Origin of the sequence: Streptomyces sp. NPDC001985, from assembly GCF_040296845.1 — a bacterium.
In the GTDB taxonomy this organism is placed as follows: domain Bacteria; phylum Actinomycetota; class Actinomycetes; order Streptomycetales; family Streptomycetaceae; genus Streptomyces.
On record NZ_JBEOYB010000005.1, the window covers coordinates 50,666 to 72,616 of the forward strand.

The following is a 21,951-nucleotide window of genomic DNA, read 5'->3' on the forward strand; positions in this document are numbered from 1 at the left end:
AAGTGATCGCCCTCTCCCTCGCCGAGATCGCCAGCATCACCGGCGGGCAGTCGTACGACATACCGAATCCGGAGCTGCTCGTCACCGGGCCCGTGGTCACCGACTCCCGCGCGGTCGGGCCGGGCGCCCTGTTCACCGCCTTCGCGGGCGAGCGCGCCGACGGCCACGACTTCGCCGCCGGCGCGGTCGCGGACGGCGCCGTCGCGGTGCTGGCCACCCGGCCCGTCGGCGTGCCCGCGATCGTCGTGGACGATGTGACCGCCGCCCTCGGCGCCCTCGCCCGCCATGTCGTCGAACGCCTCGGCGCCACCACCGTCGCGCTCACCGGCTCCGCCGGGAAGACCAGCACCAAGGACCTGATCGCCCAGATCCTCCAGCGCAAGGGGCCCACCGTCTACCCGGCGGGCAACCTCAACAACGAGATCGGACTGCCGCTGACCGCGCTGCGGGCCGATGAGACCACCGAGCACCTCGTCCTGGAAATGGGCGCGCGCTATGTCGGTGACATCCGTTACCTGACCGGCCTGGTGCCGCCCCGGGTGGGCCTGGTGCTCAACGTCGGCACCGCCCATGTCGGCGAGTTCGGCAGCCGTGAGCGGATCGCCGAGGCCAAGGGCGAGATGGTCGAGTCCCTGCCGGAGGACGGGGTCGCCGTCCTCAACGCCGACGACCCGCTCGTCCGCGCCATGGCCTCCAGGACCAAGGCCCGGGTGACCCTCTTCGGCGAGTCCGCCGACGCCGACGTACGTGCCGAGAATGTCCGGCTCACCCGGCATGGTCAGCCCGCCTTCACGCTTCACACCCCCACCGGGTGCAGCGATGTGACGATGCGGCTGTACGGTGAGCACCACGTGTCGAACGCGCTCGCCGCGACCGCCGTCGCCCATGAGCTGGGCATGCCCGTCGAGGAGATCGCCAGCGCGCTCTCCGAGGCCGGCACCCTCTCCCGCTGGCGCATGGAGGTCACCGAGCGTCCGGACGGCGTGACGATCGTCAACGACGCCTACAACGCGAACCCCGAGTCCATGAGAGCGGCACTGCGCGCGCTGGCCGCCATGGGCCAGGAAGCGCAGTCCCGGGGGGGACGCACGTGGGCGGTGCTCGGCCTGATGGCCGAACTCGGAGACGAAGCGCTCGCCGAGCACGACGCTGTCGGACGGCTCGCCGTCCGGCTCAACGTCAGCAAGCTCGTCGCAGTCGGGGGCAGGGAAGCGTCCTGGCTGCAACTGGGCGCATATAACGAGGGTTCGTGGGGTGAGGAGTCGGTGCACGTGTCCGACGCACGGGCGGCGGTCGACCTGTTGCGCAGTGAACTGCGACCGGGAGACGTCGTGCTGGTGAAGGCATCCAGATCGGTCGGGCTTGAGCGGGTCGCCGAGGCGCTGCTCTCGAACCCGGCAGCGCCTTCGGATGGGCAGGGTGCCGGCCGATGAGGCAGATCCTCTTCGCGGGGGCCATCGGGCTCTTTCTGACGCTCATCGGCACCCCGCTGCTGATCAAACTCCTGGCCCGCAAGGGGTACGGGCAGTTCATCCGGGACGACGGCCCGCGCACCCACGGCAGCAAGAAGGGGACGCCCACCATGGGCGGTATCTCCTTCATCCTGGCCACCCTGATCGCCTACGCGCTCGCCAAGGTGATCACCGGGGAGAAGCCGACCATCTCGGGCATCCTGGTGCTCTTCCTGATGGCCGGCATGGGTGTCGTCGGATTCCTGGACGACTACATCAAGATCGTCAAGCAGCGCTCGCTGGGTCTGCGGGCCAAGGCGAAGATGACGGGGCAGCTCGTCGTCGGCATCGCCTTCGCCGTGCTGTCGCTGCAATTCGCCGACCAGCGCGATCTGACCCCGGCCTCCACCAAGCTCTCCTTCATCACGGACTTCGGCTGGTCGATCGGACCGGTGCTGTTCGTGGTCTGGGCGCTCTTCATGATTCTCGCCATGTCCAACGGCGTGAATCTGACGGACGGTCTGGACGGCCTCGCCACCGGCGCGTCGGTGATGGTCTTCGGCGCGTACACCTTCATCGGCCTCTGGCAGTTCCAGGAAGCCTGTGCGCGGGCCGGCTCGCTGACCAACCCGGCGGCCTGTTTCGAGGTACGCGACCCACTGGACCTCGCGGTGGTGGCCTCCGCCCTGATGGGCGCCTGCTTCGGCTTCCTGTGGTGGAACACCTCACCCGCCAAGATCTTCATGGGTGACACCGGCTCTCTCGCCCTCGGCGGCGCCCTCGCGGGTCTGGCCATCTGCTCCCGCACGGAGCTGCTGCTGGCGCTGCTCGGCGGTCTCTTCGTCCTCATCACCATGTCCGTGGTGATCCAGGTCGGCTCCTTCAAGATGACCGGTAAGCGGGTCTTCCGGATGGCCCCGCTCCAGCACCACTTCGAACTCAAGGGGTGGTCCGAGGTCCTGGTGGTGGTCCGGTTCTGGATCATCCAGGGCATGTGCGTGATCGTGGGTCTGGGGCTCTTCTACGCGGGCTGGGCGGCCGACAAGTGAGTACGGAGCAGTGGCGGGGCAAGCGGGTCACCGTCGCCGGACTCGGGGTCTCCGGGATTCCGGCGGCGAAGGCCCTGCACGGCCTCGGCGCGGTGGTCACCGTCGTCAGCGACGGCGACGACGAGCGCTCCCGGGCCCAGGCGGCCGAGCTGACCGCCTGGGCCCGGGAGCGGGGCGGCGCCGATCCGACCGTGCGCCTCGGCGACGGCGCCACCCTGCCCGAGGGCACCGAACTGGTCGTCACCGCGCCCGGCTGGCAGCCCGACAAGCCCCTGTTCTCCGCCGCCGCCGAGGCGGGCGTGGAGATCTGGGGCGATGTGGAGCTGGCCTGGCGGCTGCGCGACAGCCGCCCCGGCCGCACCCCGGCCCCCTGGCTCGCCGTCACCGGCACCAACGGCAAGACCACGACCGTGCGCATGCTCGCGTCGATCCTGAGGGCGGCGGGCCTGCGCACGGCCGCCGTCGGCAACATCGGCGTCTCCCTCCTGGACGCCGTCCTCGGCGACGAGGAGTACGACGTCCTCGCCGTCGAGCTGTCCAGCTACCAGCTCCACTGGTCGCCCTCGCTGCGCGCCCACTCCGCCGCCGTGCTCAATCTGGCGCCCGACCACCTCGACTGGCACGGCTCCATGGCCGCGTACGCCGCCGACAAGGGCCGGGTCTACGAGGGCAACACCGTCGCCTGCGTCTACAACGCGTCCGACCCCGCCACCGAGGAACTGGTGCGCGAGGCGGAGGTGGAAGAGGGCTGCCGGGCGATCGGCTTCACCCTCGGCACCCCCGGCCCCTCCCAGCTCGGCGTCGTCGAGGGAATCCTCGTCGACCGGGCCTTCGTGGCCAACCGGCGGCAGCAGGCGCAGGAGCTGGCCGAGGTCGCCGATGTCAGCCCCCCGGCCCCGCACAACATCGCCAACGCCCTCGCGGCGGCGGCGCTGGCCCGTGCCTACGGTGTGCCCCCGGCGGCCGTACGGGACGGTCTGCGGGCCTTCCGGCCCGATCCGCACCGGATCGAGAAGGTCGCCGACGTGGCGGATGTCGCCTATGTCGACGACTCCAAGGCCACCAACACCCACGCCGCCGAGGCGTCGCTGGCCGCCTACGACCCGATCGTCTGGATCGCGGGCGGACTGGCCAAGGGAGCCTCCTTCGACGAGCTGGTCCGGACGTCGGCGGAGCGGCTGCGGGCCGCCGTCCTCATCGGCGCGGACCGTGCGCTCATCCGGGAAGCCCTCGCGCGACACGCCCCCGAGGTCCCGGTCGTGGACCTCGACCGGACCGACACTGGGGCGATGTCGGCGGCGGTCCGGGAGGCGGCACGGCTCGCCCGGCCCGGGGACACGGTACTGCTGGCCCCGGCCTGTGCCTCGATGGACATGTTCGTCAATTACAACAAGCGAGGCGAGGCGTTCGCGGAAGCGGTCGGAGCCCTCGCCGCCGAGCGCGCCTGAGCGCCCGGACACCTGAGCGGACCGGCCTTCGCGCCGTGCCCGGTGTCCCGGGGCCCGCCCCGGACACCGGGCACGCGCCGGGCACGACTGGAGGGGACAGCGTCCATGCCGGCCGATGACACCACCGCCGGGCCGGGTCCGGCCCGCCCGCCCCAGCGGTGGGCGCGCCCCCTCACCCCCGCCCCGGCCCTCGCGGGCCTCACAGGGGCCCGCCCGGGCCGTCCCGGGCTCGCCCTGCGCGGCCGTACCGCCCAGGCGCGCGGCGGCCCGCCCCCGCGTGGCCCGCGCGGCGGCGCCCGCACCCCCGGGCCCCCGCGCGGCGGTGGCCCGCGCCGGGCCTTCGAGCGGGCCCGCAGAGCCTGGGACCGGCCGCTGACGGCGTACTACGTCATCATCGGCAGCGCCCTGCTGATCACCGTGCTCGGCCTGGTGATGGTCTACTCCGCCTCGATGATCAGAGCGCTGTCGCTCTCGCTCCCCAGCTCCTACTTCTTCCGCAAACAGCTCCTCGCCGCCTTCATCGGCGCCGGACTGCTGCTGCTCGCCTCCCGGCTGCCCTCCCGGCTGCACCGCGGGCTCGCCTATCCGCTGCTGCTGGTGACCGTCTTCCTGATGGTGCTCGTGCAGATCCCCGGGATAGGGGAGTCGGTCGGCGGCAATCAGAACTGGCTCTCCCTCGGCGGCCCCTTCCAGCTCCAGCCCAGCGAGTTCGGCAAGCTGGCGCTGATCCTCTGGGGCGCCGACCTGCTCGCCCGCAAACAGGACAAACGGCTGCTGAACCAGTGGAAGCACATGCTGGTCCCGCTCGTCCCGGTCGCGTTCATGCTCCTCGGGCTGATCATGCTCGGCGGGGACATGGGCACCGCGATCATTCTCACGGCGATCCTCTTCGGCCTGCTCTGGCTGGCCGGAGCGCCCACCCGGCTCTTCGCCGGAGTCCTCGCCTTCGCCACCCTCGTCGGGTTCATGCTCATCAGAACGAGCCCGAACCGGATGTCCCGGCTCACCTGCGTGGGCGCGGCCGATCTCGGCCCCAAGGGCGAGTGCTGGCAGGCGGTCCACGGGATCTATGCCCTCGCCTCCGGCGGATGGTTTGGTTCCGGACTGGGCGCAAGTATGGAAAAATGGGGTCAACTCCCCGAACCGCACACCGATTTCATCTTCGCCATCGCGGGGGAGGAACTGGGCTTGGCGGGGACGCTGTCGGTGCTCGCCCTGTTCGCGGCTCTAGGCTATGCGGGTATCCGCGTGGCCGGACGCACGGAGGACCCCTTCGTGAGGTACGCGGCGGGAGGTGTGACCACCTGGATCATGGCGCAGGCCATGATCAATGTCGGTGCGGTGCTCGGTCTGCTGCCGATCGCCGGGGTCCCGCTCCCGCTGTTCTCCTACGGGGGTTCGGCGCTGCTGCCGTCCATGTTCGCGATCGGGCTGCTGATCGCCTTCGCGCGAGAGGAGCCCGCCGCGAAGGCGGCCCTGGCCATGCGGAGGCCAGGGAGATGGAAGACGATGAGACGGCGCGCGACCAAGCGTCCGTCCGGAGAGCGGTGAATTTCGGTGCATGTCGTACTCGCCGGTGGGGGGACCGCCGGCCACATCGAGCCCGCGCTCGCCCTCGCGGACGCCCTGCGCAGGCAGGACCCCACCGTGGGGATCACGGCCCTCGGCACGGAACGCGGACTGGAGACCAGGCTCGTCCCGGAGCGCGGCTACGAACTGGCGCTCATCCCCGCCGTGCCGCTGCCGCGCAGGCCCACACCCGAGCTGATCACCGTACCCGGACGGCTGCGCGGCACCATCAAGGCGGCCGAGCAGATCCTGGAGCGGACCAAGGCCGACTGCGTCGTCGGCTTCGGCGGCTATGTGGCGCTGCCCGGCTATCTCGCCGCCAAGCGGCGCGGAGTGCCGATCGTCGTCCACGAGGCCAACGCCCGGCCCGGCCTCGCCAACAAGATCGGTTCGCGGTACGCCGCCGGGGTGGCCGTCGCCACGCCCGACAGCAAGCTGCGCGGTGCCCGCTACATCGGCATCCCGCTGCGCTACTCCATCGCCACCCTGGACCGCGCCCGGGTGCGCCCCGAGGCGCGCGCCGCGTTCGGGCTCGACCCGAACCTGCCCACCCTGCTGGTCTCCGGCGGCTCCCAGGGCGCCCGGCGCCTCAACGAGGTCGTCCAGCAGGCCGCTCCGGTGCTCCAGCGCTCCGGAATCCAGATCCTGCACGCGGTCGGCCCCAAGAATGAACTGCCGCATGTGGACAACATGCCCGGAATGCCGCCGTACATCCCGGTACCGTATGTCGACCGGATGGATCTCGCCTACGCGGCGGCCGACATGATGCTCTGCCGCGCGGGTGCGATGACCGTCGCCGAACTCTCCGCCGTCGGGCTCCCCGCCGCCTATGTCCCGCTGCCCATCGGCAACGGCGAACAGCGGCTCAACGCCCAGCCGGTGGTGAAGGCCGGCGGCGGACTGCTCGTCGACGACGCCGAACTGACCCCCGAGTGGGTCCAGGGCAATGTCCTCCCGGTACTGGCCGATCCGCACCGGCTGTACGAGATGTCCCGCGCGGCCGCCGAATTCGGCCGCAGGGACGCCGACGACCTGCTGGTCGGCATGGTGTACGAGGCGATCGCGGCGCGCCGGCAGGCGTGAGCCGCGCGGCCCGGGGAAGCCCCCGGGCCCCAGCCGGAAGGAGACCGGAGCGTGGCCGGACCCACCACCGCCGAACGCGGTGCGCGCAGACCCTCACGTCGTCCCCGGGGGGCGTCCGGCCCGCCCCCCGGCGGCCCGGGACCGCGCCGCCGGCTGCGCCTGCCCGGCCGCAGGACCCTGCTCATCGCCCTGGCCGCCACCGCGCTCCTGGCCGGCGCCGGCTGGCTGCTGTACGGCTCCGAGTGGCTGCGCGTGGAGCGGGTGCGGCCCTCGGGCACCGAGGTGCTGACCCACCGCCAGGTGACCGGGGCCGCCGGGGTGCCGATGGGGTCCCCCCTGATCTCCGTGGACACGGACGGGATCGAGGACCGGCTGCGCGCCCGGCTGCCCCGGATCGACTCGGTGGAGGTCTCCCGGTCCTGGCCGAGCACCATCACCCTGGAGGTGACCGAGCGCCGGCCCGTTCTGCTCCTGCGCAAGGGCGGGCGCTTCGTCGAAGTCGACGCCGGCGGCTTCCGTTTCGCGACGGTCGACAAGGCCCCCCGGGGCGTACCCCTGCTCGAACTGAATGCCGGTGACGCGCCGAGTCTGCGCCGCTTCCCCGCGGCCCGGCTGACCGAGGAGGCGGTACGGGTCAGGGCCGAGCTGCCCGAGAAGGTGGCCGCCGACGCCCGTACCATCGCGGTGCGCTCATACGACTACTTCGCGGTCGAGTTGACCGGGGGCCGGACGGTCCTCTGGGGCAGCCCCGAGGACGGCGAGGCCAAGGCCCGGGCGCTCTCCGCGCTGATGAAAGCGGCCCCGAAGGCCCGTCACTTCGATGTCAGCGCCCCCACCGCCCCTGCCGCGTCCACCAGTTGACGCGCAAACGCACTGGCCAGGCCCCTGGCTGGTCAGCGCAATGGCTGATCACATAGGGTGAAAAGAAAAACGGGAGGTTCGGCGTGTTCATTGAACGCGCGCCACTTGTCGACTTAGTGTCCTGTTCGGAGAGTCCAACGAACAGACACACTGGTAACCCTAAACTTCAACGTTAGGGTTCGGGTCGGCGTTTCGGACCGTCCCATCGGCATCCGTCGTCGCAGCGCGTGAACCGCGCCGTGGACGACACGTATCTCGAGGCGAGAGGCCTTCGACGTGGCAGCACCGCAGAACTACCTCGCAGTCATCAAGGTCATCGGTGTCGGCGGCGGTGGTGTCAATGCCATCAACCGAATGATCGAGGTCGGCCTCAAGGGCGTCGAGTTCATCGCCATCAACACCGATGCCCAGGCACTGTTGATGAGCGACGCCGACGTCAAGCTCGACGTCGGCCGGGAACTCACCCGGGGCCTCGGCGCCGGCGCCAACCCGGCCGTGGGCCGGAAGGCGGCGGAGGACCACCGTGAGGAGATCGAGGAGGTCCTCAAGGGGGCCGACATGGTCTTCGTCACGGCGGGTGAAGGCGGCGGCACCGGCACCGGCGGCGCCCCCGTCGTGGCCAACATCGCACGCTCGCTCGGCGCCCTGACGATCGGTGTGGTCACCCGCCCGTTCACCTTCGAAGGGCGCCGCCGGGCCAATCAGGCGGAGGACGGCATCGCCGAACTCCGGGAAGAGGTCGACACCCTCATCGTCATCCCCAACGACCGGCTGCTGTCCATCTCGGACCGCCAGGTCAGCGTGCTCGACGCGTTCAAGTCCGCTGACCAGGTACTGCTCTCCGGCGTTCAGGGCATCACCGATCTGATCACCACACCGGGTCTGATCAACCTGGACTTCGCCGACGTCAAGTCGGTGATGTCCGAGGCCGGCTCGGCGCTCATGGGCATCGGCTCGGCCCGCGGCGACGACCGCGCGGTGGCCGCGGCCGAGATGGCGATCTCCTCGCCGCTGCTGGAGGCGTCGATCGACGGAGCGCGCGGAGTGCTGCTCTCCATCTCCGGCGGCTCCGACCTCGGTCTCTTCGAGATCAACGAGGCGGCCCAGCTGGTGAGCGAGGCCGCGCACCCCGAGGCCAACATCATCTTCGGCGCGGTCATCGACGACGCCCTCGGTGACGAGGTCCGGGTCACGGTCATCGCGGCCGGGTTCGACGGCGGCCAGCCGCCCGCCCGCCGGGACACCGTCCTCGGCTCGTCGGCCGGCAGCAAGCGCGAGGAGCCGCAGGCCCCTCCGGCCCGCACCGAGACCTCGCGCTCCACCGGCGGCCTCGGCACGGTCCCGCTCCGCGACGAGCCCGCCGCCGAGCCCGCGCCGCTCGCCACCGATCACCACACCTCCGCACCCCAGGTTCCCCCGGCCCGTCCCTACCCGGACACCTCGGTCGAAGAACTGGATGTTCCGGACTTCTTGAAGTGACCGTGGGGCACGACGCGATACACGCGAACGGCGCGCACTTCGCCTTCACCAGCCGGTGGGGCGGGGTGAGCGCCGTTCCGTACGAGGAGCTGAACCTCGGCGGCGCGGTCGGCGACGACCCCGGGGCCGTACGGGCCAACCGGTCCATCGCCGCCAAGGAGCTGGGGCTCGACCCGGACCGGGTGGTCTGGATGAACCAGGTCCACGGGCGGGATGTCGCCCGGGTCGACGGACCCTGGGGCGAGGGGCCGGTGCCCTGTGTGGACGGGGTGGTCACCGCCCGGCGCGGGCTGGCCCTCGCCGTGCTGACCGCCGACTGCACCCCCGTACTGCTGGCCGATCCGGTCGCCGGAGTGGTCGCCGCCGCCCACGCGGGCCGGCCGGGGCTGGTCGCCGGGATCGTGCCGGAGACCGTCCGGGCGATGGTCGCCGCCGGCGCGGCGACGGAGCGGATCGTCGCCCGCACCGGGCCCTCGGTCTGCGGTCGCTGCTACGAAGTGCCCGAGCGGATGCGGGACGAGGTGGCCGCGGTCGAACCGGCCGCCTGGTCCGAGACCAGCTGGGGAACCCCGGCCGTCGATGTCACCGCGGGGGTCCACGCCCAGCTGGCGGCGGCCGGAGTCCGGGACCGGGACGCGTCCCGGTTCTGCACCCTGGAATCGAACGACCATTATTCGTACCGACGGGACCGCGTCACCGGGCGGCTCGCCGGATATGTCTGGCTGGCACCGCTCTCCGGGGAGACGGACGCCGATTCCCCGGCAGGAGAGAGCGCATGATGACGGACCGCGACAGCACCACCGGCGCCGGGGGGCCGGAGGGCACGCCCCTGGGCGGCCGGCCCTCCGCCGGGGAGACCGGGACCACCGGGACCACCGAAGGCGCCGGGGCCCGGCGGGCCGAACTCGCCGCGAATCTGGCCCGCGTGGAGGAACGTATCGCCTCCGCCTGCGCCGCCGCCGGCCGGGAACGGTCGGATGTGACGCTCATCGTGGTCACCAAGACCTACCCCGCGAGCGATGTCCGGCTGCTCCATGAACTCGGTGTGAGGAATGTCGCCGAGAACCGCGACCAGGACGCCGCCCCGAAGGCCGCGGCCTGTGCGGATCTGGACCTCCGCTGGCACTTTGTCGGTCAACTCCAGACCAATAAAGTCCGCTCCGTCGCGAGTTATGCCGATGTGGTGCACTCGATCGACCGCATGAAACTGGTCACCTCTCTCTCCACCGCGGCCGGGAACGCCGGGCGGGAGCTGGGGTGCCTCCTCCAGGTGGCGCTGGACGCGGGCGCCGGCGCGCGCGGGGAGCGCGGTGGGGTCGCGCCGGAGGGAATCGAGGAGCTGGCCGCGGCGGTTGACGCCGCGTCAGGACTCCGTCTCGAAGGACTGATGACCGTCGCCCCGCTGACCGGTCCCTACGCGGGACGGCCGCGGGCGGCGTTCGAGCGGATGATGGAATTCTCATCCGGCCTGCGCGGGGGGCATCCTGCTGCGAACATGGTCTCGGCCGGGATGAGTGCGGACCTCGAAGAGGCCGTGGCGGCCGGGGCGACACATGTGCGCGTCGGCACTGCGGTACTCGGAGTCCGTCCTCGGCTCGGGTAACGTCGCCAAGAAGTCGGACCACAGCAGAAAATATGGTCATTCCCGTAACAAAGCGGGCAGACCTAGTGGATCGCGGGCACTTGGTGACACGAGGACATTCGTGGCGAGGGCGATCCACCACAGAGCGGAGGACTCAGAGCATGGCCGGCGCGATGCGCAAGATGGCGGTCTACCTCGGCCTCGTGGAGGACGATGGTTACGACGGCCGGGGCTTCGACCCCGACGACGACTTCGAACCCGAGCCGGAGCCCGAGCGGGACCACCGGCGGCACCAGCCCCCGCACCCCGTGGAACGCGAGGAGCCGGTACGGGCGGTGCAGCCCCCGGCGCAGCGCGAGCCGATGCCGATTCCCGTGTCGCTACCCGCAGAAAACGGGCGTCCGGCGCGAATCGCCCCCGTGGCGTCCATCACACCTGAACGTCCGAGCCTGGAGAAGAACGCACCGGTGATCATGCCCAAGGTCGTGTCCGAGCGGGAGCCGTACCGCATCACCACTCTGCACCCCCGGACCTACAACGAGGCCCGTACCATCGGGGAACACTTCCGCGAGGGGACTCCGGTGATCATGAATCTGACCGAGATGGACGACACCGATGCGAAGCGACTTGTCGACTTTGCCGCGGGACTTGTCTTCGGTCTCCATGGCAGCATTGAGCGGGTGACACAGAAGGTGTTCCTGTTGTCGCCTGCTAACGTCGATGTCACGGCGGAGGACAAGGCCCGTATCGCAGAGGGCGGTTTCTTCAACCAGAGCTGAGAAGCACCACACCGGGACGACCCGGCCGTACGGCCGGACCACGAGAGCACAGGGGAGAAGCGCGGGATGGGCGTCGCACTACAGGTGGTCTACATCGCGCTGTTGTGTTTCCTCGTCGTGCTGATTTTCCGGCTGGTCATGGACTACGTCTTCCAGTTCGCCCGTTCATGGCAACCCGGTAAGGCGATGGTGGTCGTCCTTGAGGCCACCTACACTGTCACCGATCCACCACTCAAGCTTCTTCGGCGGTTCATCCCGCCGTTGCGTCTCGGGGGCGTGGCACTCGACCTGTCCTTCTTCGTTCTGATGATCATCGTCTACATCCTGCTCAATATCGTGGGTCGCTTCGCGAGATGAGGGAGACAACCGTGGACGATACGGTCTTGCCGACTGCCGACGACTACGTAGAGGTGAAGAAGAGATGCCGCTGACCCCTGAGGACGTGCGGAACAAGCAGTTCACGACCGTCCGCCTCCGAGAAGGCTATGACGAGGACGAGGTCGATGCCTTCCTCGACGAGGTCGAGTCGGAACTGACCCGCCTGCTCCGTGAGAACGAGGACCTGCGGGCCAAGCTGGCCGCCGCGACTCGTGCGGCAGCGCAGAACCAGCAGCAGCAGGGAATGCGCAAGCCGCCGGAGCCGCAGGACGGCCGGCAGGGACCGGGTGCCCCGGTGCCCGCCGCCATATCCGGACCCCCCGTCCAGCAGCAGCAGCCCCCGCAGATGGGTCCCCCCCAGCTGCCCGGTGGAGCTCCTCAGCTGCCGGCCGGTCCCAGCCATGGCAACCCGATGCAGGGCGGCCCCGGCGGTCCCATGCAGGGCGGCCCGATGCAGGGCGGTCCCATGCAGGGCGGACCCATGCAGGGCTCGATGCAGGGGGGCCCGATGCAGGGCGGTCCCATGCAGGGCGGCCCGATGCAGGGTGGTCCCATGCAGGGCGGACCCATGGGCGGTCACGGCCAGCAGATGCAGCAGCCCGGTCAGGGCCCCGGCGGCGACAGCGCGGCACGGGTCCTCTCCCTGGCGCAGCAGACCGCCGACCAGGCGATCGCGGAGGCCCGTTCCGAGGCCAACAAGATTGTCGGCGAGGCGCGTTCGCGCGCCGAGGGCCTGGAGCGGGACGCCCGCGCCAAGGCCGACGCGCTGGAGCGGGACGCCCAGGAGAAGCACCGCGTCGCCATGGGCTCCCTGGAGTCGGCGCGCGCCACGCTGGAGCGGAAGGTCGAGGACCTCAGGGGCTTCGAGCGCGAGTACCGGACCCGGCTGAAGTCGTATCTGGAGAGCCAGCTGCGTCAGCTGGAGACCCAGGCCGACGACTCCCTGGCCCCGCCGCGCACCCCGTCGGCGGCCTCGCTGCCGCCGTCCCCGTCGATGGCGTCCGCGGGCGCCCCCTCGATGGGACACGCGATGGGTGGAGCCCCGTCGATGGGCCAGTCCATGGGCGGGAACCCGTCGATGGGCGGAGCCCCTTCGTACGGTGGCCAGCAGCAGATGTCGCCGGCGATGACCCAGCCGATGGCTCCGGTCCGGCCGCAGGCTCCGCAGCCGATGCAGCAGGCGCCGGCGCCGATGCGGGGATTCCTGATCGACGAGGACGACAACTGAGTGGCGGCAGCGCGCTGAGCGCGTAGCCGTCGGCAGATCATGGGGCCGGGCCCGGGACACTGTTCCGGGCCCGGCCCCATGTCGTGCCCGAATCCCCCCGGCCTCCGGGTCCCGAACCCCGGCTTCCGGCCCGCGAACCTCCGGCCCCCGAACCCCGGCTTCCGGCCCGCGAACCTCCGGCTTCCGGGTCCCGAGTCATGGGGGCCTTTCGGACCCACAGGACGCGGATACGCCCGAGGGCCGGGTCCTTGTCCAGGACCCGGCCCTCGGGGTGTGCCCGCCGGTGCGGCCGGCGCGGCTACACCTTGCGCAGATGGAAGGTGAGCGCCAGGGGCTCGTCCGTGAAGGCCGCGCCGAAGGAACCGTCCGGGTCCGACGCGGCGAAGCTCTCCGCCAGGACCTCATCGGCGATCAGCGGCGAGTGCGCGGTGAGCGCCTCCACCGTGGACGGGTCGGCGGACGACCAGACCACCGCGATCCGGTCGGCCACATCCAGCCCGCTGTTCTTCCGGGCCTCCTGGATCAGCCGGATCGCGTCCCGGGCCAGCCCCGCGAGCCGCAGCTCGGGGGTGATCTCCAGATCCAGCGCCACCGTCGCCCCGGAGTCCGACGCCACCGACCACCCCTCCCTCGGGGTCTCGGTGATGATCACCTCGTCGGGGGAGAGGATGACCGTCTCGCCGTCGGCCACCACGGAGGCCGTACCCTCGCGCAGCGCGAGCGACAGCGCGGCGGCGTCCGCCTCGGCGACGGCCTTCGCCACCGCCTGGACCCCCTTGCCGAACCGCTTGCCCAGCGCCCGGAAGTTCGCCTTCGCCGTGGTGTCGACCAGCGAGCCGCCGACCTCGGAGAGCGAGGCCAGCGAGGAGACATTCAGCTCCTCGGTGATCTGCGCCCGCAGCTCGGGCGGGAGCGCGTCGAAGCCGGCCGCCGCCACCAGCGCGCGGGAGAGCGGCTGACGGGTCTTCACTCCCGACTCGGCCCGGGTCGCCCGGCCCAGCTCCACCAGCCGGCGCACCAGCACCATCTGCCGGGACAGCTCGGGGTCGATCGCGTCCAGCTCCGCCACCGGCCAGGTGGAGAGGTGCACCGACTCCGGCGCGTCGGCGGTGACCGGGACCACCAGGTCCTGCCAGACCCGCTCGGTGATGAACGGGGTCAGCGGCGCCATCAGCCGGGTCACCGTCTCCAGCACGTCGTGCAGGGTCCGCAGCGCGGCCGGGTCGCCCTGCCAGAACCGGCGGCGCGACCGGCGCACGTACCAGTTCGACAGATCGTCCACGAAGGAGGAGAGCAGCTTGCCGGCACGCTGGGTGTCGAAGGTCTCCATCGCCTGGGTGACCTGGTCCACCAGCGCGTTCAGCTCGCTCAGCAGCCAGCGGTCCAGGACCGTGCGGCCGGCCGGGGCCGGGTCGGACGCGGAGGGCGCCCAGTTCGCCGTACGCGCGTACAGCGCCTGGAACGCCACGGTGTTCCAGTACGTCAGCAGGGTCTTGCGCACGACCTCCTGGATCGTGCTGTTGCCGACCCGGCGCGCGGACCACGGGGAGCCGCCGGCGGCCATGAACCAGCGCACCGCGTCCGCGCCGTGCTGGTCCATCAGCGGGATCGGCTGGAGGATGTTCCCCAGGTGCTTGGACATCTTGCGGCCGTCCTCGGCGAGGATGTGGCCGAGGCAGACGACGTTCTCGTACGAGGACTTGTCGAAGACCAGGGTGCCGACCGCCATCAGGGTGTAGAACCACCCGCGGGTCTGGTCGATCGCCTCCGAGATGAACTGCGCCGGATAGCGCTTCTCGAAGATGTCCTTGTTCTGGTAGGGGTAGCCCCACTGCGCGAAGGGCATCGACCCCGCGTCGTACCAGGCGTCGATCACCTCCGGCACCCGGGTCGCGGTCCCCTCGCACCGCGGGCAGGGGAAGGTGACCTCGTCGATGAAGGGCCGGTGCGGGTCCAGCTCCGTCTGGTCGGTGCCGGTCAGCCCGGTCAGCTCGGCGCGCGAGCCGACACAGGTGAGATGGTCCTCCTCGCAGCGCCAGATCGGCAGCGGGGTGCCCCAGTAGCGGTTGCGGGAGAGCGCCCAGTCGATGTTGTTGTTGAGCCAGTCGCCGAACCGGCCGTGCTTGACCGACTCCGGGAACCAGTTGGTGTTCTCGTTCTCCTCGATCAGCCGGTCCTTGACCGCGGTGGTACGGATGTACCAGGACGGCTGCGCGTAGTAGAGCAGCGCGGTGTGGCAGCGCCAGCAGTGCGGATAGCTGTGCTCGTACGGAGTGTGGCGGAAGAGCCGGCCGCGCTCCTGGAGGTCGGCGGTGAGCCGCTCGTCCGCCTTCTTGAAGAAGACCCCGCCGACCAGCGGTACGTCCTCCTCGAAGGTGCCGTCCGGGCGGACCGGGTTCACCACCGGCAGTCCGTAGGCGCGGCAGACCTTGAGGTCGTCCTCGCCGAACGCGGGGGACTGGTGGACCAGGCCCGTGCCGTCGGAGGTGGTGACGTACTCGGCGTTGACGACATAGTGCGCCTCGGCCGGGAAGTCGATCAGCTCGAAGGGACGCTCGTACGTCCAGCGCTCCATCTCGGCACCGGTGAACGACGCACCCGTGCGCTCCCAGCCCTCGCCGAGGGCCTTCTCCAGCAGCGGTTCGGCGACGACGAGCCGCTCCTCGCCGTCGGTCGCCACCACATAGGTGACCTCGGGGTGCGCGGCCACGGCGGTGTTCGACACCAGCGTCCACGGGGTGGTCGTCCAGACCAGCAGCGACGCCTCGCCCGCGAGCGGCCCCGAGGTCAGCGGGAAGCGGACGAAGACCGAGGGGTCCACGACCGTCTCGTACCCCTGGGCCAGCTCGTGGTCCGAGAGGCCGGTGCCGCAGCGGGGGCACCAGGGGGCGACCCGGTGGTCCTGGACCAGCAGTCCCTTGTTGAAGATCTCCTTCAGCGACCACCACACCGAGTCGATGTACTCGGGCTTCATGGTCCAGTAGGCGTCGTCGGTGTCGACCCAGTAGCCCATGCGCTCGGTCAGCTCGGCGAAGGCGTCCGTGTGCCGGGCGACCGACTCACGGCACTTGGCGTTGAACTCGGCGATGCCGTACGCCTCGATGTCCTTCTTGCCGGAGAAGCCCAGCTCCTTCTCCACGGCCAGCTCCACGGGCAGGCCGTGGCAGTCCCAGCCGGCCTTGCGGGCGACGTGGTAGCCGCTCATGGTGCGGAACCGGGGGAAGACGTCCTTGAAGACGCGGGCCTCGATGTGGTGGGCGCCGGGCATGCCGTTGGCGGTCGGCGGGCCCTCGTAGAAGACCCACTCGGGCCGGCCCTCGGACTGGGCCACACTCTTGGCGAAGACCTTGTTCTCGCGCCAGAAATCGAGCACGGCGTGCTCCAGCGCGGGCAGGTCGACCTGGGCGGGCACCTGACGGTACTGCGGGGGTGTCATCGAAACTCCTCCGGCGGACTGCGAACTCTTCCGTCGGAGGGACGAGAGCCGACAGCTCCCGCGGTACCACCCTCCTTGGCGGCGCGGACCCGCACCGCCCCCTCATTGGGGTCGCGACACCGGGTCTAGTCACCGGCGGGTCGTCCGACGGTTTTCTTCCGGTGGCTCCGGGGTGATCCTTCACCTCGCGCTCGCCCCCGGGCTCGCACCGTCCCCGGGTCGCTCATGGCTGCGTACGACGTTACTCGTCCCCATCCAAGCCTTTCGCTCCGCCCAGTGTAAGGGGCCGGGGGCCGGGCGTCGGACCGATTAATTCCGGGCCGGACACCGGGCTCGGCACCGGGCTGGATTCCGGGGCGGATTCCGGGGCGCGCTCCGGGTGGGGTGCGCCCCGGGCGGATGACCCGGATGGCGGGATGTGCGCCGGTGGGGACCGAGGCCCCGGCCCGGGGCGGATTACCGGGCGAGGGGCTGGGCACAACGGATGCAGGTCCGTTTCACCGAGGCCGGGGCGGGCCGCCGTGCGGTGTGCCCCGATTGCCGCGGAGCTGGGGTCGATTTATCGTCCCAGCACGATTCGCGAGCAATATCACAGTATGTGAAGGGGCCGCGGCCATGGTGGCGAAGAAGACCGCCGAGAGCGATCCGGCGTCCGTGAGTACCACCGCCGCCTCGGCTCCGGCCGAGGGCCGGGCGGGCCCGGCGTCTGCGAGAAGGACGGCGGGCACGACCCCGGCGGAGAAGGCCCCGGCCAAGAAGGCGGCGGCGAGGAAGGCGGTCGCCAAGAAGGCGGTCGCGAAGAAGGCCGTGGCCAAGAAGGCGGTCGCCAAGAAGGCGGCGGCGAGGAAGGCGGCGGCGAAGAAGAGTGCGGCGGGGACGGGCGCGGCCGGGAAGGCCGTGGCCGGGAGGACGGCGGCCGGTACGGCGCCCGACGGGAAGGCCGGGGCGCGGACCCCGGCCAGGACCGCGAAGAAGACCGCGCGGAAGACCGCGGCCCGGAAGGCGCCCACCGCAGCGGCGCCCGCGAGACAGACAGGAGCCCCTACGGTGCGAGCGAAGAAGACGGTGGCCGCCGGCACCGGCCCGGCGGCGGTGCCCACGGCCCGTGCGGCGGACGAGCCGGCTCCGGGAGAGCTGGCGGTCCGGCCGGGCGAGGAACCCTGGACCCCGGAGGAGGTCGCCGAGGCCAGGGCGCTCCTGGAGAGCGATGTCACCCGGCTGAACGCCGAGCTGACCGCGTCCGAGGCGGCCCTCGCCAATCTGATGCGCGACTCGGGCGGCGGCTCCGGCGGCGACGACGCCGACACCGGCACCAAGAACATCACCCGGGAGCACGAGCTGTCGCTCGCCGCCAACGCCCGCGAGGTGCTGGAGCAGACCGAGCGGGCGCTCCAGCGGCTGGAGGCGGGGACCTACGGCCTCTGCGAGAACTGCGGCAAACCCATCGGCAAGGCCCGTATGCAGGCGTTCCCGCGCGCCACGCTCTGTGTCGAGTGCAAGCAGAAGCAGGAACGCCGGGGCTGATCCCGTACGCGTGTGCCGTACCCTCGTGGTCAGTCAGGCACCTAGGTTGAGGGACTCACGTGGCAGAGGCGGAGCGCATCATCGGTACGCCGGATGTTGACGACGAGGCTGCGGCGCCCGCCGAGCAGCCCAAGGGCAGGCGCAGAGTCGCCGTACTGCTCTCGGTCGCGGTCGTCGCGTATCTGATCGATCTCACCACCAAGATGCTCGTGGTGGCGAAGCTGGAGCACCACGAGCCCATCGAGATCATCGGTGACTGGCTGCGGTTCGAGGCGGTACGGAACGCGGGTGCCGCCTTCGGCATCGGCGAGGCGTTCACGGTGATCTTCACCGCGATCGCCTCCATCGTGATCGTGGTGATCATCCGGCTGGCGCGCAAGCTCTACAGCCTGCCCTGGGCCATCGCGCTCGGTCTGCTGCTCGGCGGCGCGCTCGGCAACCTCACGGACCGGATCTTCCGGGCCCCCGGGGTCTTCAAGGGCGCGGTGGTCGACTTCATCGCCCCCGCGCACTTCGCCGTCTTCAATCTCGCGGACACCGCGATCGTCTGCGGCGGCGTTCTGATCGTGATCCTCTCCTTCCGCGGCCTGGACCCGGACGGGACTGTCCACAAGGACTGAGGACCCGGGGCCGGGGGTCCGGGCGGGGAAACCGGGACCGGGGGTCCGGGACCGGAAGCCGGACCGGGAGGCAGACCCGGGGCCGGACCGGGAGGCCGGGCTCTTCGGGGCCGGGCGGGCCCCGGGGCCCGCCCGCACCGGCCGCGGCTCCGGGCGTGTCCCCGGACAAGGCATACTCGACGGGTGAGTACCCTTCCCGAGATCCGCACCCTGCCCGTACCCGACGGCCTTGAGGGCGAGCGCGTCGACGCCGCCATCTCCCGTATGTTCGGGTTCTCCCGCACCAAGGCCGCCGAGCTGGCCGCCGCCGGGAAGGTGCTGGTCGACGGCGCTGCCGTGGGGAAGTCCGAGCGGGTGCACGGCGGTGCGTGGCTGGAGGTCGAGATGCCCCAGGCGCCCGCCCCGGTCCAGATCGTGGCCGAGCCGGTCGAGGGCATGGAGATCGTCCACGACGACGACGACATCGTCGTGATCATGAAGCCGGTGGGCGTGGCCGCGCACCCGAGCCCCGGATGGACCGGCACCACCGTGATCGGCGGCCTGGCCGCCGCCGGGTACCGCATCTCCACCTCCGGCGCCGCCGAGCGCCAGGGCATCGTGCACCGGCTGGACGTCGGCACCTCCGGTCTGATGGTGGTGGCCAAGTCGGAGCGCGCCTACACCCTGCTCAAGCAGCAGTTCCGCGAGCGCACGGTCGACAAGCGCTACCACGCGCTGGTGCAGGGCCACCCGGACCCGATGAGCGGGACGATCGACGCGCCGATCGGCCGTCACCCCACCCACGACTACAAGTGGGCCGTGACCGCCGAGGGCAAGCCGTCGGTGACCCACTACGACCTGATGGAGGCGTTCCGCGCCGCCTCGCTGCTGGACATCAAGCTGGAGACCGGGCGCACCCATCAGATCCGGGTGCACATGTCCGCCCACCGCCACCCGTGTGTCGGCGACCTCACCTACGGCGCCGATCCGACGATGGCCAAGCGGCTGGGTCTGACCCGGCAGTGGCTGCACGCGGTGCGCCTCGGCTTCGAGCACCCGGCGGACGGGCAGTGGGTCGAGTTCGAGAGCGGCTACCCGGACGATCTGCGCCAGGCGCTCGACCGCATCGCGGAGGAGAGTGCGTGACCGGGTCCGGCCGCTGGGAGGTCCGGGTCGCCGGGAGCGCCACCGACCGCGCGGCCTGCTTCGCCCTCCGTGAGGAGGTCTTCATCGCCGAGCAGCGGGTGCCCGCCGAGATCGAGTACGACACCTTCGACGAGGAGGGCGCCGACACGGTGCATGTGCTGGCGGTCCGCGCCGACGGCACCCCGCTCGGCACCGGGCGGCTGCTGCACGGCCCGGCCGCCGCCGGGCGGACCGGTGGTGACCCGGCGCTGGGTGTGCTGGGCCGGCTCGCGGTGACCGCGCGGGCGCGGGGTCTGGGCGTCGGGGTCGCGCTGGTCCGCGCGATCGAGGACGCGGCCCGTGCCCGGGGGCTCACGGCGGTGGATCTGCACGCCCAGACCGGGGCGCTCGGGTTCTACGAGCGGCTGGGGTACGTGGCGTACGGGGCGGAGTTCTCCGAGGGGAACATCGGCCACCGGGGGATGCGGCGGGAGCTGTAGCTCCCGGGAGCCGCCGGGCCGGGACCCGCCGGGCCGGGACCCGCCGGGCGGCACGGGCCCCGCGTGGCCGGAGCCGCGCACGGGGGCAGGGGCAGGGGCAGGGAGGCACAGGGCGCGGGCGCGCGGGTGCTGGATTCGCATTTCGGGCTTACCGGACCCTTCGCATGGCAGGCTGAGGCCCTGATCGTGGAGGTTCGCCACCCCGGAGGCCACCGACGTGGACCAAGTCGCCCTGCTGCTCGCGCTGCTGCTCGGCGCCGTGGTGACCGTACCGCTGGGGGAGCGGTTCGATCTGCCCCCGCCCGTGCTGATGACCCTCGCCGGCGCGGGCGTCGCCTTTCTGCCCTTCGCCCCGACCGTCGACATCCCGCCCGAGTTCATTCTCCCGCTGGTGCTGCCGCCCCTGCTCTACGCGGCGGTCCAGCGCACCTCCTGGCGGCAGTTCACCGCGCATCTGCGGCCCATTCTGCTGCTCGCCGTCGCCCTGGTCTTCGTCACCACCGCGGCCGTCGCCGCGGTCCTCCACTCCATCGTGCCCGGGCTGCCGCTGGCCGCCGCCGTCGCGCTCGGGGCGCTGATCGCGCCGCCCGACCCGGTCGCCGCCACGGCCGTGGCCGGCCGGCTGGGGCTGCCCCGGCGGCTGGTCTCCATCCTGGAGGGCGAGGGCCTCTTCAACGACGTCACCGCGATCGTGCTCTACCACGCGGCCATCGCCGCCGTCGTCAGCGGCACCTTCTCCTGGCCCGCCGCCGCCGGGCAGTTCGTCCTCTCCGCCGTGGTCGCCGTCGCCGTGGGGTTCGCCCTCGGCTGGGCCTGCAACAAGCTGATGGGCTTCCTCGGCGACGCCACCCTCCAGATCGGCCTCTCGCTGATGGTGCCGTTCGTCAGCTATGTCCTGGCCGAGGAACTGCACGGCTCCGGGGTCCTCGCGGTCCTCACCACCGCCCTCTACCTCGCCGAGCACACCGCCGACGCGGACGACGTGATGGGGCGGATCGCCGGAACCACCTTCTGGGAAGTGATCGACACCCTGGTCACCGGGGTCGCCTTCGGACTGATCGGCCTGGAGCTGCGCACGGTCTTCGGCACCGTGGACGGCCGGCTGCCGCTGCTGCTCGGCTGGGGTGCCCTGATCACCGCCGTGGTCGTCGGCGTACGGCTGCTGTGGCTGCTGCCCGCGACCTGGCTCGCCCAGCGGCTGCACACCCGCCGCGACATCGAGGAGGACATCCCCGTCAGCTGGCGCGAGACCGTCGTGGTGTGGTGGTCCGGGATGCGGGGCGTCGCCTCGGTCGCCCTGGCCCTCGCGATCCCGCTGACGACGGACGCCGGTGACCCCTTCCCGCACCGCGACGAGATCGTCTTCATCGCCTTCGTGGTGATCCTCGCCACCCTGCTGCTCCAGGGGCTCACCCTGCCCTGGCTGGTGCGCCGGCTCCATGTGCGGGCCGACGCGGGAGCCGAGCGCGAACTGGAGCACAGCCTCGCGCTCCGCGCGGCCCGCGCCGCCCGCCACCGGCTCCGGGAGATCGAGGAGGTCGAGGAGCTGCCCGAGGACATCAGCGAGCGGCTGCTGCGCGGCGCCTACGAGGTGGGGGCGAGGATCAGCCCCGACATCGTCGAGGAGGACCGGCGCGACTGGTATCTCCGGCGCACCGAGCGGGCCAGGACCGTCCGCCGCATCCAGCGGGAGATGATGTCGGCCGCCCGCCACGAGGTGCTCGCCGCCCGCAGCGAGCCGGGCGCCCACCCCGAGGTCGTGGACCGGGTGCTGCGGCATCTGGACGTCAGCGGACTGCACTGACCGCACGCCGGTCCGCCGTCCCCCGGTGGCGCCCGCCACCCGGGGAACGGCGGACC

Annotated in this window: 18 protein-coding genes; 17 read left to right on the top strand and 1 reads right to left on the bottom strand. The window is 71.5% G+C overall.

Annotated elements, in window-relative coordinates; all coding sequences use genetic code 11:
* Positions 1-2: 2 nt before the first annotated feature.
* From ABT122_RS03365 to ABT122_RS03420, 12 genes are all read left to right on the top strand, one after another.
* Complete coding sequence (locus ABT122_RS03365; protein WP_351544566.1) at positions 3-1,433, top strand: UDP-N-acetylmuramoyl-tripeptide--D-alanyl-D-alanine ligase; 1,431 nt, start codon at positions 3-5, stop codon at positions 1,431-1,433.
* Positions 1,430-2,500 carry a phospho-N-acetylmuramoyl-pentapeptide-transferase gene (gene mraY / locus ABT122_RS03370; protein WP_351544569.1) on the top strand — a complete coding sequence of 357 codons (1,071 nt, stop codon included), beginning with the start codon at positions 1,430-1,432 and terminating at the stop codon, positions 2,498-2,500. Before ABT122_RS03365 ends, mraY begins: the two co-directional genes overlap by 4 nt.
* A complete protein-coding gene (gene murD, locus ABT122_RS03375; protein WP_351544572.1) occupies positions 2,497-3,948 on the top strand; it encodes a UDP-N-acetylmuramoyl-L-alanine--D-glutamate ligase in 1,452 nt (483 codons plus the stop codon). The genes mraY and murD overlap by 4 nt, the downstream gene beginning before the upstream one ends.
* A gap of 105 nt (positions 3,949-4,053) precedes the next feature.
* Positions 4,054-5,499: a putative lipid II flippase FtsW gene (gene ftsW, locus ABT122_RS03380; RefSeq protein WP_351544575.1), complete on the top strand. Its 1,446-nt coding sequence runs from the start codon at positions 4,054-4,056 to the stop codon at positions 5,497-5,499.
* Positions 5,500-5,505: 6 nt separating this feature from the next.
* Positions 5,506-6,600 (top strand): undecaprenyldiphospho-muramoylpentapeptide beta-N-acetylglucosaminyltransferase, encoded by a 1,095-nt coding sequence (gene murG / locus ABT122_RS03385; protein ID WP_351544578.1) that lies wholly within the window; start codon positions 5,506-5,508, stop codon positions 6,598-6,600.
* Between the two features lie 51 nt (positions 6,601-6,651).
* A complete protein-coding gene (locus ABT122_RS03390) occupies positions 6,652-7,461 on the top strand; it encodes a cell division protein FtsQ/DivIB (RefSeq protein ID WP_351544580.1) in 810 nt (269 codons plus the stop codon).
* Positions 7,462-7,737: 276 nt separating this feature from the next.
* A complete protein-coding gene (gene ftsZ / locus ABT122_RS03395) occupies positions 7,738-8,940 on the top strand; it encodes a cell division protein FtsZ (RefSeq protein WP_351544582.1) in 1,203 nt (400 codons plus the stop codon).
* On the top strand, positions 8,937-9,719 hold the full coding sequence (gene pgeF / locus ABT122_RS03400) for a peptidoglycan editing factor PgeF (RefSeq protein ID WP_351544584.1): 783 nt from the start codon (positions 8,937-8,939) through the stop codon (positions 9,717-9,719). Before ftsZ ends, pgeF begins: the two co-directional genes overlap by 4 nt.
* Positions 9,716-10,543 (top strand): YggS family pyridoxal phosphate-dependent enzyme, encoded by an 828-nt coding sequence (locus ABT122_RS03405; RefSeq protein ID WP_351544587.1) that lies wholly within the window; start codon positions 9,716-9,718, stop codon positions 10,541-10,543. The genes pgeF and ABT122_RS03405 overlap by 4 nt, the downstream gene beginning before the upstream one ends.
* A 140-nt stretch (positions 10,544-10,683) precedes the next feature.
* Complete coding sequence (gene sepF, locus ABT122_RS03410) at positions 10,684-11,301, top strand: cell division protein SepF (RefSeq protein ID WP_351544590.1); 618 nt, start codon at positions 10,684-10,686, stop codon at positions 11,299-11,301.
* A 66-nt stretch (positions 11,302-11,367) separates the two neighbouring features.
* Positions 11,368-11,658, top strand: coding sequence for a YggT family protein (locus ABT122_RS03415; RefSeq protein WP_190125990.1), 291 nt, complete (start codon positions 11,368-11,370; stop codon positions 11,656-11,658).
* 64 nt (positions 11,659-11,722) lie between these two features.
* Positions 11,723-12,907 (top strand): DivIVA domain-containing protein, encoded by a 1,185-nt coding sequence (locus tag ABT122_RS03420; protein WP_351544594.1) that lies wholly within the window; start codon positions 11,723-11,725, stop codon positions 12,905-12,907.
* Positions 12,908-13,205: 298 nt separating this feature from the next.
* Here the strand turns inward: ABT122_RS03420 and ileS are convergent, their stop codons facing one another.
* Complete coding sequence (gene ileS, locus ABT122_RS03425) at positions 13,206-16,343, bottom strand: isoleucine--tRNA ligase (RefSeq protein WP_351544597.1); 3,138 nt, start codon at positions 16,341-16,343, stop codon at positions 13,206-13,208.
* A 615-nt stretch (positions 16,344-16,958) separates the two neighbouring features.
* On the opposite strand from ileS, the gene ABT122_RS03430 reads away from it, so the two are divergent.
* The 5 genes from ABT122_RS03430 (at position 16,959) to ABT122_RS03450 (ending at position 21,895) form a co-directional block, all read left to right on the top strand.
* Complete coding sequence (locus tag ABT122_RS03430; protein ID WP_351544599.1) at positions 16,959-17,867, top strand: TraR/DksA family transcriptional regulator; 909 nt, start codon at positions 16,959-16,961, stop codon at positions 17,865-17,867.
* Between the two features lie 59 nt (positions 17,868-17,926).
* A complete protein-coding gene (gene lspA, locus ABT122_RS03435) occupies positions 17,927-18,487 on the top strand; it encodes a signal peptidase II (protein WP_351544602.1) in 561 nt (186 codons plus the stop codon).
* Between the two features lie 183 nt (positions 18,488-18,670).
* A complete protein-coding gene (locus ABT122_RS03440) occupies positions 18,671-19,612 on the top strand; it encodes an RluA family pseudouridine synthase (protein WP_351544605.1) in 942 nt (313 codons plus the stop codon).
* Complete coding sequence (locus tag ABT122_RS03445) at positions 19,609-20,091, top strand: GNAT family N-acetyltransferase (RefSeq protein WP_351544608.1); 483 nt, start codon at positions 19,609-19,611, stop codon at positions 20,089-20,091. The genes ABT122_RS03440 and ABT122_RS03445 overlap by 4 nt, the downstream gene beginning before the upstream one ends.
* A gap of 217 nt (positions 20,092-20,308) precedes the next feature.
* Complete coding sequence (locus ABT122_RS03450) at positions 20,309-21,895, top strand: Na+/H+ antiporter (RefSeq protein ID WP_351544611.1); 1,587 nt, start codon at positions 20,309-20,311, stop codon at positions 21,893-21,895.
* The last annotated feature ends 56 nt before the right edge of the window (positions 21,896-21,951 follow it).